The organism is Derxia gummosa DSM 723 (genome assembly GCF_000482785.1).
GTDB classification, from domain to species: domain Bacteria; phylum Pseudomonadota; class Gammaproteobacteria; order Burkholderiales; family Burkholderiaceae_E; genus Derxia; species Derxia gummosa.
In genome coordinates this window covers 212,220-224,703 of record NZ_AXWS01000007.1, presented here as the reverse complement: position 1 = coordinate 224,703, position 12,484 = coordinate 212,220, and the positions used below count along the sequence as shown (strand labels likewise).

At 69.8% G+C, this 12,484-nt stretch carries 10 protein-coding genes; 8 read left to right on the top strand and 2 right to left on the bottom strand.

The genetic code is table 11. From position 1 onward, the window contains the following. The first annotated feature begins 103 nt into the window (after positions 1-103). The 8 genes from H566_RS0102130 (at position 104) to H566_RS0102095 (ending at position 9,460) form a co-directional block, all read left to right on the top strand. A complete protein-coding gene (locus H566_RS0102130) occupies positions 104-1,207 on the top strand; it encodes an ATP-binding response regulator (RefSeq protein WP_084544663.1) in 1,104 nt (367 codons plus the stop codon). A 9-nt stretch (positions 1,208-1,216) separates the two neighbouring features. Beyond that, positions 1,217-2,914, top strand: coding sequence for a cache domain-containing sensor histidine kinase (locus H566_RS22410; protein ID WP_034410304.1), 1,698 nt, complete (start codon positions 1,217-1,219; stop codon positions 2,912-2,914). After that, positions 2,907-3,272, top strand: coding sequence for a response regulator (locus tag H566_RS0102120; protein ID WP_028310128.1), 366 nt, complete (start codon positions 2,907-2,909; stop codon positions 3,270-3,272). The genes H566_RS22410 and H566_RS0102120 overlap by 8 nt, the downstream gene beginning before the upstream one ends. Continuing rightward, complete coding sequence (locus H566_RS0102115) at positions 3,272-3,925, top strand: Hpt domain-containing response regulator (protein ID WP_028310127.1); 654 nt, start codon at positions 3,272-3,274, stop codon at positions 3,923-3,925. The genes H566_RS0102120 and H566_RS0102115 overlap by 1 nt, the downstream gene beginning before the upstream one ends. Continuing rightward, the gene (locus H566_RS0102110) at positions 3,922-5,142 is read left to right on the top strand and encodes an EAL domain-containing response regulator (RefSeq protein WP_028310126.1); all 1,221 of its coding nucleotides are present in this window, start codon (positions 3,922-3,924) and stop codon (positions 5,140-5,142) included. Before H566_RS0102115 ends, H566_RS0102110 begins: the two co-directional genes overlap by 4 nt. A 159-nt stretch (positions 5,143-5,301) precedes the next feature. After that, a complete protein-coding gene (locus H566_RS0102105; RefSeq protein WP_028310125.1) occupies positions 5,302-6,324 on the top strand; it encodes an SGNH/GDSL hydrolase family protein in 1,023 nt (340 codons plus the stop codon). Between the two features lie 76 nt (positions 6,325-6,400). Beyond that, the gene (locus H566_RS0102100) at positions 6,401-8,890 is read left to right on the top strand and encodes a UvrD-helicase domain-containing protein (RefSeq protein WP_028310124.1); all 2,490 of its coding nucleotides are present in this window, start codon (positions 6,401-6,403) and stop codon (positions 8,888-8,890) included. A gap of 195 nt (positions 8,891-9,085) precedes the next feature. Then, positions 9,086-9,460 carry a hypothetical protein gene (locus tag H566_RS0102095; protein WP_028310123.1) on the top strand — a complete coding sequence of 125 codons (375 nt, stop codon included), beginning with the start codon at positions 9,086-9,088 and terminating at the stop codon, positions 9,458-9,460. A gap of 62 nt (positions 9,461-9,522) precedes the next feature. On the opposite strand, the gene H566_RS0102090 is transcribed toward H566_RS0102095, so the two are convergent. Both H566_RS0102090 and H566_RS0102085 read right to left on the bottom strand, forming a co-directional pair. Beyond that, positions 9,523-11,067, bottom strand: coding sequence for a methyl-accepting chemotaxis protein (locus tag H566_RS0102090; protein WP_028310122.1), 1,545 nt, complete (start codon positions 11,065-11,067; stop codon positions 9,523-9,525). A gap of 249 nt (positions 11,068-11,316) precedes the next feature. Continuing rightward, the gene (locus tag H566_RS0102085) at positions 11,317-12,465 is read right to left on the bottom strand and encodes a nucleoside hydrolase (protein WP_211238026.1); all 1,149 of its coding nucleotides are present in this window, start codon (positions 12,463-12,465) and stop codon (positions 11,317-11,319) included. Positions 12,466-12,484 lie beyond the last annotated feature (19 nt).

Sequence of the window (12,484 nt, the reverse complement as noted above, 5' to 3'; positions counted from 1 at the left end):
GAATCGTTTTTGTCGTTTTTGATGTTTTGATCCGGTTTGAGGCCGAATCGCTCCCGCCCCCCGGCCGACGCTGTCGCGTCCATCCCACGCTCCGCCACGCATCGTGACCTCCATCTCCCCTCCGGTTCCGCCGTCCCGGCCGTTGCGCGCGCTCGCCATCGACGATGACGCCCAGGCGCGCGAGCGCATCGCGGGAGCGCTGCTCGCGGCCGGCATCGGCTGCGACGGCTTCGCCGACGGACGCCGGGCGCTCGTGGCGGCGGCGCGCCAGCCCTACGACATCGTGGTGTGCGCGCGCGAGTCGGCCTGCTTCGACGGCGCCGCCGTGCTGGCCGAGCTGCGCCGGCTGCCGCAGACCCGGGTGCTGCCGGTCATCCTCACCACGCGCGTCGCCGACCGCGCCGGCCTGCGCGCCGCGATGAACCTCGGGGCCGACGACGTGCTCGCCAAGCCGCTCGATCCGGCCGAACTCGTCGAGGCCGTGCGCGCCCGTCTCGCGCGCGCCGAGGCGCTCGGCGACTGCCTGCGCGCGCGCCAGGAAGCCGACCGCGAGGCCCTGCTCGACATGTTTCCGCACGAGCTGAACACGCCGCTCAACACGCTCGTGGGCTTCGCCGAGGTGCTCGCCACCACGCCGCTCGACGCCGCCGAGCGCCAGGAGGCGATGACCGCCGTGGCCGACTCGGCCGAGCGGCTGCGGCGGCTGTCGGCGCGCTTTCTCGTCGCCACCCGGCTGCGCGAGGGCCAGAAGCTGTTCCGCAACGACACGGTGGACACGCGCGCCCTCGTCCGGCTCGCGCGCGATGCGGCCACGCGTCACGGCGCCGCCTGTCGTGCCCCGGACAAACCCGGGGCCGCGTGCTACTTCACATCGCCCGACGGCCTGCGTGCCATCCTTGATGAACTGCTCGACAACGCGATGAAGTTCCGCCACCAGCATGCCGAGGTGGTGGTGGGCGAAGACGCGGCGGGCCTGTCGATCGAGGTGCGCGACGACGGCCCGGGGCTGAGTCCGGAGCGGCTGTCGCGGCACCGGCTGTTCGACCAGTTCGACCGCCAGCGCCACGAGCAGCAGGGCAGCGGGCTGGGCCTGTTCATCGCGCGCCGCGTTGCCGAGCAGACCGGCATCAAGTTTCCGGCGCAGCCGACGTCAACCGCTCAGACGTCGGGCGCCAGGATCGTGTTGCGTCTCGACAAGACAACCTGAGTTCCTTCCATGCGATTCCGATTCCGCCTCCAGTCAGCGGTCGCCGCGCTCTCCCTCACGCTGCTCGCCGGGCTCTGGCTCGCGTTCCTCGTGCAGATGGACCATGAGCGCGACCTCACGCTCGACAACGCCCGGCGCGACATCCGCAACCTCGTGCTCTCCTTCGCCGAGCACACCGACCGCACGATCCAGGGCGCCGACCAGGCCGCCCGCTTCGTGCGCCACCAGGTCATCGAGCGCGGCAGCGCGGTCAATCTGCAAAGCTTCGTGAGGGACGGCCTCATCGTCGACCCGATGTACAACCTCATCACCTGGGTCGGCGCCGACGGCTGGACCGTCAAGTCGTCGCAGAACGACAACCGCATCAACCTGAGCGACCGCGAGCACATCCGGGTCCAGCTCGACGCCCCCGACGGCAGCGACAAGCTGTTCTTCAGCAAGCCCGTGCTCGGCCGGGTGTCGAAGAAGTGGTCGCTCCAGCTCACGCGGCGCATCAATGCGCCCGACGGCAAGGCGGCCGGCGTGATCGTGGTGTCGCTCACGCCCGACTACTTCACCGGGCTGTTCGCGAATGAAGACCTCGGCCACGGCGGCCTGCTCGCGCTCGTGGGCGCCGACGGCATCGTGCGGGCCCAGGCCGGCGGCGAGCGCCAGATCCTCGGCGACAACGTCGGCGACAGCGCGGTGTTCCGCACCATCGGCAAGCTCGGCAACGGCGCTGCCGAGGGCAGCGACTTCATCGACGGCACGCGCCGGCTCTACTCCTTCGCGACCCAGGCCGATACCGGCCTCACGGTTGTACTGGGCGTGGCCGAGAACACCGTGCTCGCGGCCTGGGAGCGCCGGCGCAACGCCGGGCTGGCGAGCCTGATCGCGATCACGCTCGTGGGCCTCGGGCTCACGGCGCTGGTCATCCGCCAGGCCACCGCGCAGGACCGGCTCGTGACCGCGCTGCGCGAGAGCCAGCGCCGCGCCAACGAGGCCAACGAACTGAAGAGCAAGTTCCTCGCGAGCGTGTCGCACGAACTGCGCACGCCGCTCAACGGCATCCTCGGCTATGCCGAACTCATCCGCGATTCGGCCGAGGACGACGACATGCGCGAGATGGGCGACATCGTTCACCAGAGCGCGACGCATCTGCATGCGCTCGTCAATTCCATCCTCGACTTGGCGAAGATCGAGGCCGGCCGCATGGACCTGCAGGAAGAAGACTTCACGCTCGGCAACCTGTTCGAGCGCGTGGCCCAGCTCAACGACGTGGCGGCGCGCAACAGGCGGCTGGAGCTGCGCACCGACGTCGATCCGATGCTCGCGCGCCCGGTGCACGCCGACCAGATGAAGCTGTTCCAGGTGCTCAACAACCTGGTCAACAACGCCGTCAAGTTCTCGGAACACGGCGTGATCAGCCTCGGCGCGAAGCCCGTGGGCGACGGACGGCTGCAAATCCTCGTGAGTGACAATGGAGTCGGTATCCCGCGCGAATCCCTCGCGCGGATCTTCGACCGCTTCCAGGGCACGTCCAACGACTTCGTCCATCCGTCGCAGGGGGCGGGGCTGGGCCTGCCGCTGGCCAAGGAGTTCATCGAGATGATGCACGGCACCATCGCCATCGATTCCGACCGCGACGCGGGCACCCGCGTGACGATCGAACTGCCGCTCGTGTTCGCGCCCGAGCCGGCTGCCCGGCCGGAGGTGGCCCATGCCTGATTCGCGTCACGCCCTGGTCGTCGACGACAACCAGATGAACCGCAAGCTGGCGATCGCCTTCCTCAAGCGCCTGAACTGGACCGCCGACGAGGCTCAGTCGGGCAGCGAGGCGCTCAACCGCGTGCAGGAAGGCAAGTACGACGCGGTGCTGCTCGACCTGCGCATGCCGGTCATGAGCGGCGAGTCGGTCTGCCGCGCGATCCGTTCCGAGCCGCGCTTCGCGCATCTGCCCGTCATCGCCTACACGGCCCACGCGATGATCGAGGAGAAGCAGCAGATCCTCGGTGTCGGCTTCAACGCGCTGCTCATCAAGCCGACGTCGTTCTCCGACTTCAAGGCCGTGTTCGAGACGCTCTGATGACCGCGCCCTTGCGACGGGTGCTGCTCGTCGAGGATTCGCCGGTGCTGCGCCGGCTGTTCGCGCTGTGGTGCGAGCACGCGGGCTGCGCGGTCACGACCGCGCCGGGCCTGCGCGCGGCCGAGGCGCTGCTCGACGAGCTCGCGCCCGAAGCCATGCCCGAGCTGCTGGTGGCCGATTTCGAGCTGGGCGACGGCGCCGCCTTCCATCTGTTCGAGCGCGTGGGCGCGCCCGTCATCGTGTGCTCGGGCCATGAGCGGCGCGCGCTGCCCGACGGCCATGACGCCCGCGTCGCGGCCTGGCTGCGCAAGCCGGTGTCGCGCGCCGAGTTCGTCGCCGCGCTCGATGCCGCGCTCGGCCGCAGCGAGCCGAGCGTGTCGCCGCGCGACCTCGCGCTGCGCGCCGCCTACGAGGCCGAGCGCAGCAAGGAATTCACCGAGCTCGTGCGCGAGCTGACCGACGGTCTGCTGGATGACGCGCGCCGCCGCGCTCACCGCTTCGCGGGCGTGGCCGCGGTGTTCCGCGACGAGCCCATGGCCGACGTCGCGCGCCGCGTCGAGCAGGCCGCGCTCGCGGGCGAGGCCCGCGTCGCGCTCGACACGCTGCGCGCCTGCCCGGATTTCAACGCTGCATCACCGAAAGCCCAGCCATGACTCCGCCCCTGCGCGCGCCAACGATCGCGGGTCGCCCGCCGAGCGCGCTGATCATCGAGGACGACAGCTTCTTCGCCGCCCAGCTCTGCCAGCAGCTCGCCCAGGCCGGCGTGCACGAGCTGGTCGAGCTGGGTTCGGTGGCCGAGGCCGACGCCTTCGACTTCAGCCTGGTCGCGCCGGTCGATCTCGCGCTCGTGAGCCTGTCGCTCTACGACGGCGACTGCCTGGGCCTGCTGCGTCGGCTCATGGAGGCGCGCGGCGCGCGCCGGCTGCTGCTGCTGAGCGCGCATTCGTTCAGCATCGCGCGCACCGTGCAGGCGTTTGCCGAGGTGCTCGGCTTTCCGGTCGTGCAGGTGGTGGAGAAGAGCGAGCCGCCGCAGGCGGTGAGCCGGGCCATCGCGCATGCGCTGCGCACGCCCGTTCCGGCGGCGGCGGCGCCGCTGCGCCCGCTCAGCTCGCGCGCGGTGGCGATGGCGATCGCCGAGGAGCGCATCGAGGCCTTCTTCCAGCCCAAGATCCAGCTCGCCACCGGCGAGGTCGTGGGTGTCGAGGCGCTGGTGCGGCTGCGCGAACCCGATGGCCACATCGTCTCGCCGGCCGAGATCCTGCCGGGCCTGATCGGTACCGGCTCGACCAGCCTGCTCACGCTCCAGATGCTGAGGCAGGCGGCGCGGCTGTCGGCCGACTGCCTCGACCTCGGCCAGTCGATCGCCTGCGCGATCAACGTGTCCACCGCCGAGCTGGCCGATTCGGCGCTGTGCGAGGAAATGGCCGAGATCGTCGGCAGCCACGGCATCGATCCGTGCTGGATCACGCTCGAGGTGACCGAGGGCGAGATGATGGGCGACCTCGCCGCCACGCTCGAGAACGCGGCGCGGGTGCGCATGGTGGGCTTCGGCCTCGCCATCGATGATTTCGGCACCGGCTATTCGTCGTTCCAGCGGCTGTCGACGATTCCGTTTTCCGAGCTGAAGGTGGATCGCGCCTTCGTGCACGGCGCGGCGCGCGACGAGCGCGCCCGCCTCATCGCCAAGGTCTGCGGCGAGATCGGCCGCACCTTCGGCCTGCGCACCGTGGCCGAGGGCGTCGAGAACCGCGACGACCTGGCCGTCGTGCGCGACCTCGGCTTCGACTACGTGCAGGGCTGGGTCTACGGCAAGGCGATGCCGCGCGACGAGTTCATGAGCTTTCTCCAGCGCTCGAACGCGCTGATCTGAGCCGGCCGGCGCCCGAGCGCGCCGATCGGCGGTCAGCCCGGCGCGCCCGCCCGCGGTCCCGGGCGGGCGTCGGGTCGCGCTACCGCAGACAAAGTGCGAACTCGTTCACGAAGCGTTAACGTCGGCGCCCCCAAACAGCAATACATCGGAGCGTCCGCCATGGTTTCACGTCGTGTTCTCGCCCTCGTCGGGGCGGTTTGTCTAGCGGGTCTGGCGGCCTGCAATTCGTCGGTCGATGGCGCATCGACCGCCAAGCCCAGCTTCAACCGCGTGCTGTCCTTCGGCGACAGCCTGAGCGATGTCGGCACCTACGCGCCGGCCGTCGCCTCGGTCGGTGGCGGCAAGTTCACCACCAACCCGGGCCCGATCTGGGTCGAGCGCATCGCCACCGACCTCGGCCTCACGATCACGCCCTGGGAAACCGGCGGCTTCGGCGCCCCCGTCACGGTCAAGACCGGCTACGGCTATGCCCAGGGCGGCGCGCGCGTGTCGAAGCAGCCCGGCATCGACTGCGACTACGTGCCCGCGACCGACAGCTGCGCCATCACCGGCCCGCTCGCCACGCCGCAGTCGAAGCAGCTCGACGCCCAGCTCGCGCGCGGCAACTTCACCGACCACGACCTCGTCTTCCTGCTCGGCGGCAGCAACGACGTGCTCTATCACGCCAACCTCGTCGCGGCCGAAGCCGAGAGCCAGGCCGTCGCGCTGGCCGAGATCACCACCGCCGCCAACGACCAGGTCGCGCAGATCGCCCGCGTGCTCGCCACCGGCGGCAAGTACGTCGTGACCTTCACGCTCCCCGACGTGGGCCGCGCGCCCGACGGCGTGGCCGCCGGCGCCCAGGCCCAGGCGCTCATCAACGCGCTGGTGGTGCAGTTCAACACCCAGCTCAGGCAGGCGATCGCCACGCAGAAGCTCGACGTGGTGGTGGTGGACGGCTATGCGCTGCTCAACGACGAGCTGAGCAATCCCGCCAAGTACGGCTTCACCAACACCAGCGGCACCGCCTGCAACCCGACGCTGACGCAGGACACCTCGCTGCTGTGCTCGTCGGCGACGCTGGTCGCGGCCAATGCCGACCAGACCTATGCCTTCGCCGACGGCAAGCATCCGACCACGCGCGGCCATCAGGCCATTGCCGACGCGGTAAAGGCGGCGCTCGTGGCCAAGGGCTGGAGGTAAGCGCCGGGGCAGGGTGGGCGGCTCCTATAATCCGGCTGCTTTTTTATCCAGTGGCAACCGCCCACCTCCCGCGCCCATGTTCCCCGACCACCTGCTCGACAAGCTCAACGACGAACAGCTCGCCGCCGTCACCCTGCCCGACGAACCGGCGCTGATCCTGGCGGGCGCCGGCTCGGGCAAGACGCGGGTGCTGACGACGCGCATCGCCTGGCTCATCCAGCAGGGGCGCGTCAGCCCGAGCGGCATCCTCGCCGTCACCTTCACCAACAAGGCCGCCAAGGAAATGCTCGCGCGGCTCGGCGCGATGCTGCCGATCAACCTGCGCGGCATGTGGATCGGCACCTTCCACGGCCTGTGCAACCGCTTCCTGCGCGCCCACCACCGCGACGCCGGCCTGCCGCAGACCTTCCAGATCCTCGACAGCGCCGACCAGCTTTCGGCCATCAAGCGCCTGCTCAAGGGCCTGAACGTCGACGACCAGAAGTACCCGGCCAAGAACCTCCAGCACTTCATCAACAACTGCAAGGAAGAGGGCCTGCGCGCCGAGAAGACGCCCGCCCACGATCCGCAGAGCAGGAAGTTCGTCGAGCTGTACGAGGAGTACGACCGCCAGTGCCAGCGCGAGGGCGTGGTGGACTTTGCCGAGCTGCTGCTGCGCAGCTACGAGGTGCTGCTGGCCAACGAGCCGCTGCGCGAGCACTACCAGCGCCGCTTCCGCCACATCCTCGTGGACGAGTTCCAGGACACCAACAACCTCCAGTACAAGTGGCTCAAGCTACTGGGCCGGCAGGCCTCGGTGTTCGCGGTGGGTGACGACGACCAGAGCATCTATGCCTTCCGTGGTGCCAACGTCGGCAACATGGCCGCCTTCGAGCGCGACTTCCGCGTCCAGCACCTGATCAAGCTGGAGCAGAACTACCGCAGCTACAGCAACATCCTCGACTGCGCCAACGAACTCATCGCCAACAACGGCAACCGCCTCGGCAAGAACCTGCGCACCACGCGCGGCCACGGCGAGCCGGTGCGCATCTACGAGTCGATGACCGACCAGCAGGAAGCGCAATGGCTGGTGGACGAGGCGCAGAACCTCATCGCCGGCGGCAAGTCGCGCAGCGAGATCGCGGTGCTCTACCGCAGCAATGCGCAGTCGCGCGTGATCGAGAGCGCGCTGTTCAAGGCCGGCATTCCCTATCGCGTGTACGGCGGGCTGCGCTTCTTCGAGCGGGCCGAGATCAAGCACGCGCTGGCCTATCTGCGGCTGATGGAGAACCCGCATGACGACACCGCCTTCCTGCGCGTCGTCAACTTTCCGGCGCGCGGCATCGGCGCGCGCTCGATGGAGCAGCTGAGCGACATCGCGCGCGAGCGGCAGTGCTCGCTGCATCAGGCCGTGCCCTACCTGAGCGGCAAGGCCGGCAAGACGATCGGCGACTTCGTGACGATGGTGGACGGCCTGCGCTTCGAGACCGCCGGCCTGCGCCTGCCCGAGGCGGTCGACCAGATGCTGGAGACGAGCGGCCTGCGCGCCCATTACCGCGCCGAGAAGGAAGGCCAGGAACGGCTGGAGAACCTCGACGAACTCGTCAACGCGGCGGCCAACTTCATCAGCGACGACGGCATGGTGAGCGGCATCGCGGGCGCGAAGGGCTTCGGGCTGTCGGGCAGCGAGCAGGCGGCGCTGGCGGAGGGTGCGGGCTTCGACGCGACGGGCGGCGGGCAGGGCGATGCGGGCTTTGGCGCCGACGGCCTGGCGGCGGGCGGCGGCGCCGATGGCCTCGCCAGCGACGGTGGCCCGGCCATCGCGGACGGCGCAATCGCCCTCGTGCCGGACGCCGACGGCGTGCTCGACCTGCCGATCCCGCCGCTCGCGGCCTTCCTCGCCCACGCCTCACTGGAGGCCGGCGACAACCAGGCCGAGGCCGGCCAGGACGCGATGCAGCTCATGACGGTGCATGCGGCCAAGGGGCTGGAGTTCGACGTGGTCTTCCTCACCGGGCTGGAAGAGGGTCTGTTTCCGCACGAGAACGCGGCCGCCGAAACCTCGGGCCTGGAGGAGGAGCGCCGCCTGATGTACGTGGCGATCACGCGGGCGCGCGAGCGGCTCTACATCAGCCATGCCCAGACCCGCATGCTGCACGGCCAGACCCGCTACAACGTGCGCAGCCGCTTTCTGGGCGAGCTGCCCGAGGGCTGCTGCAAATGGCTCACGCCCAGGATCTCGGGCTATGCCGCCCAGCAGGCCGGCAGCGTCAAGGCCGGTTGGAAGCGCGACTGGAAGGAAAGCCGCTCGACCGGCTGGGAGGAGCTTGGCGAGTACGACGCCAAGGCCGCGCGTCGCGCCGACATCCCCGACACCGGCGGCGGCCCGGTGCCCGGCTGGGTGCAGAAGCAGCAGGCCAGCGACGCCGGCCTGCGCCTCGGCCAGAGCGTGCGCCACGCCAAGTTCGGCGAGGGCGTGGTGACCAACATCGAGGGCAGCGGCAGCGACGCGCGCGCGCAGATCAATTTCCGCAGCGCTGGCAGCAAATGGCTGGCGCTGTCGGTGGCCAAGCTCGAACCGCTCTGAGCCCGGCTTCGATCATCGCGTCGTTCCGGGGCGTCCGCGGTCCTGCGTGACGCGGGTGTTGCCGGCGCGCCCGGCGGTCATGCAAGCCCTTGCATGACTTGCTTCGCATCAAGCAAGGGCCGCGAACGCGGGCAGAGCATGGAATCGAAGGCGGGGCCGGATAGCCCGCCGGATCCGAAAACCACCGGAGATTCCATGACCACCTTCCACGCTGTCGTCTGGCTCGATCACGCCCAGGCGCATGTCCTCCACTTCGATGCCGACGCTGCCGATGCCACGCATCTCAAGCTGCGCGGCAAGCATGCGCGCCATCCCCAGCAGTCCGACGTCAATGCCTTTTTCGCCGATGTCGGCAATGCGCTTGAAGATGCTTCCGAAGTGCTGGTTACTGGAAGCTCGGGCGCGGCGGCCGACTTTGCCGCCTGGGCGCGCGGCCATCGTCCCGTGCTGGAGAAGAAGATCGTCGGCGTCGAGACGCTGGCCCAGCCGACCGACAACCAGCTCGTCGCGCATGCGCGCAAGGCCTTCGTAAAGCTCGACCGCTTCAACGGCACGCCCACGCCGAGCTGACCGCAAGCCATCGGCAGGCCCGCGCAAGGCGGGTTTGCCGCCGATCGTCCGGTCGCGCCGCTTCAGATCTTGAACGCGCCGACCGCCGCGACGAGCTGGGCCGCCTGCGCGCGCAGGCTGTCCGCCGCCGCCGCGCTTTCTTCCACGAGTGCCGCGTTCTGCTGGGTCACGCGATCGAGCTGGCCCACCGCGTCGTTCACCTGATCGATGCCCTGCGTCTGTTCGCGCATCGCCAGGCTGATGTCGCCGATGATCTGGGCGACCGCCGCGACCTGTTCCACGATCGTCCGCATCGACGTGCCGGCGTCATCGACCAGGCTCGCGCCGGTCTGCACCCGCTCGACGTTCGTGCCGATGAGCTGCTTGATCTCGCGGGCCGCGTCGGCGCTGCGGTGGGCAAGGCCGCGCACTTCGCTCGCGACCACCGCGAAGCCGCGCCCCTGTTCGCCCGCGCGTGCCGCTTCGACCGCCGCGTTCAGCGCCAGGATGTTGGTCTGGAAGGCGATACCGTCGATCGCGCCGATGATGTCGGCCACCTTGCGCGAGCTGCGGTCGATTTCCTCCATCGTCGTCACCACGCGCTCGACGAGTTCGCCACCTCGCGCCGCCGCGTCGCGCGCGGCCGCCGCGAGCTGGTCGGCGCGCGTCGAATGCTCGGCCGTCGCCTTGACGGTGCCATTCATTTGCTCCATCGAGGCGGCGGTCTGCTGGAGGTTGCTCGCCTGTTCCTCGGTGCGCTGGCTCAGATCGGCGTTGCCGCTCGCGATCTGGCTGGAGCCGGTGGCGATCGAGTCGCTGCTCGCGCGCACCTTGCGCACCACGCCCGCGAGGCTGGTGTTCATGTCGCGCAACGCGGCGAGGAGCTGGCCCGTCTCGTCGCTCGTGCGCACCTCGATGGACGAGGTCAGATTGCCGGTGGCGATCGCGCGGGCGGCGGCGACGGCGGTGCCGATGGGGCGGGTGATCGAGCGCGTGATGAGCAGCCCCGTCACCACGGCAACGAGCACGCCCAGCGCGCTGCCGAGGCCGATCATCCAGCGGTTGCTGCTGCGCGTGTCTTCGACGAGCGCCGAGCGTTCCTTGAGCAGCGCTTCCTCCGTGCCCGCGAATTCGTGCTGGAGCGCGCGGAAGGCGTCCATCGCCGCCTTGTCGCGGCCCGCGCCGAACGCCTTCATCAGATCGGCCTCGGACTTGCTGCCGGCGCTCACCTGCCGGCGCAGCGCGATGTAGTCGTCGGCAACCGTGCGGAATTCGTGGTGATGCGCCTCGATGTCGGCGAGCCGGCGCTGCTGGGCCGGGTTGTCGGCGGTGAGCTGGCGCGCCCGGACGAGGTGCTCGTCGAACGCGGCGACGCCGGCCTTGTACGGATCGAGATAGCCGTCCTGGCCCGCGATCAGATAACCGCGCACGCCGGTTTCCATGTTGATCATGGCCTGAAGCAGGTCCTCTGCCTCGGACAGGACCTGGTAGGTATGGGTGTTCCAGCCTTCGGCTTCCTTGATGCGGCCGGCGGAGAAGAGCGTGCCGCCGATGACGGCCATGAAGACGAGGATGACGGTGACGAAGGCAAGCGCGAGTCGGCGCCCGATCGGGAGATTGGCGAGCACGGAGGTCCTTTCGGAATGCTGCTGTCGAAAAAGGCCGGTGCGGCCATGAAGCCCGCGCATGCTTGGCGCGGCAGCGCCAGAAGGTGGCGATTTCCGCATTGTGGTGAGCGGTCGTGCGGGCATTCGTTCGAAAAGGCGGCGAAACGGTGGCGTGGAGGCGGGTCGGTCTTTGCCGATGAACTCGCCCGCCTGCCGGCTTCACCGGTGCCGGCAGGCGCCGCGGCGCACCGGCTCGAACCTGCCCGCGCTTCAGCGGCGCGGCTGCGTCAGCAGGTCGAGCGTCATGCGCTCGAAGCGCTTCACGTCGACTTCCCGCACCACCTTCACCGGCCGCTCGCCCATGCCTGGGCCGTGGCCGACCGGCCAGCTAAGCGTGCTGCCGTAGCCTGAACCGGCGCTGTCGGTATCCACATCGACGAGCACGGTGTCGGCGCGCGTGACGAGCGTCGGATCGAGCCAGACCGCCACCGCCATCTCGTCCCACATCGGCAGGTTGAGGCCGAAGCGTCCCAGATAGCCCGCGAAGGGCGTGCGCCCGGCGCCGGCGCGGCGGATGAAGTCGTCGCTCCAGAAGCTGCGGGTGGTCGGGTCCACGGGCAGCTGCGTGACCTTGCGCCAGGTTTCGTGCAGCACCGCGCTTGCGGCCTCGGGGTCGAAGCGCAGGTTGAATTCGAGCCTCGGGTTGTGCGCGTACTCGGCGGCGAAGGCGTTGTCGGCCGGCAGCGGGTTGTAGCTGCCGCCCATGAACACGAGTTCCTTCGCGTTGCGCGCGAAGTCGGGGTCGATGCGCGCCGTGAGCGCGAGGTTGGTGAGCGGGCCGGCCGCGATGATCGTGACCTCGCCCGGAAACTCGCGTGTCTTGCGGATGAGGAAGTCCATCGCCGTGCCGGGCGCCGGCTTGATGTCGGGCAGGCCCGACGCCACCGGCGGCACGCGCCACGGATCGTCGGGATGCGCCTCGCGCGGCGCGCTCTGGTAGGCGGGCCAGCTCTCGGTCCAGGCGCCCTTGTAGACCAGCTTGCCGAAGCGCATCTCCCAGGCCCTGGTGCGCGCAGGGTTGTTGACGAGCGGCAGCACCGCGCCCGCGAACACCGGCACTTCGGTGCGCTGCGCCACCTCCAGCAGCCGCAGCGCATGGGCGACGTTCTCGTCGCGCCAGCCGTCGCCGCTCACCACGGTGATGCCCAGCAGCTCGACGTCGGGCGCCTGCAGCAGCATGAGGATGGCCTGCTGGTTGGAGCCGGCGGCGCCGTAGGCGTCCTGGTCGATGATGACCTTGCGCTTCGGAGTGTCGGCGAGGGCGGTGGTGCAGGCGAGCAGGGCGAGGGCGGCGAACAGGCGCGTCTTGGGCATGACGATGGCGGAGGAGGTGGGGTCGGCGAAGGAAGCAGCATGCATGCCGCGCGACCCAGGACCG

Excerpts from the sequence above, each read along its gene's own strand:
- H566_RS22410 (WP_034410304.1), top strand. The coding sequence starts at position 1,217 with ATGCGATTCCGATTCCGCCTCCAGTCAGCGGTCGCCGCGCTCTCCCTC.
- H566_RS0102120 (WP_028310128.1), top strand. The coding sequence starts at position 2,907 with ATGCCTGATTCGCGTCACGCCCTGGTCGTCGACGACAACCAGATGAAC.
- H566_RS0102115 (WP_028310127.1), top strand. The coding sequence starts at position 3,272 with ATGACCGCGCCCTTGCGACGGGTGCTGCTCGTCGAGGATTCGCCGGTG.
- H566_RS0102110 (WP_028310126.1), top strand. The coding sequence starts at position 3,922 with ATGACTCCGCCCCTGCGCGCGCCAACGATCGCGGGTCGCCCGCCGAGC.
- H566_RS0102105 (WP_028310125.1), top strand. The coding sequence starts at position 5,302 with ATGGTTTCACGTCGTGTTCTCGCCCTCGTCGGGGCGGTTTGTCTAGCG.
- H566_RS0102100 (WP_028310124.1), top strand. The coding sequence starts at position 6,401 with ATGTTCCCCGACCACCTGCTCGACAAGCTCAACGACGAACAGCTCGCC.
- H566_RS0102095 (WP_028310123.1), top strand. The coding sequence starts at position 9,086 with ATGACCACCTTCCACGCTGTCGTCTGGCTCGATCACGCCCAGGCGCAT.
- H566_RS0102085 (WP_211238026.1), bottom strand. The coding sequence starts at position 12,465 with ATGCATGCTGCTTCCTTCGCCGACCCCACCTCCTCCGCCATCGTCATG.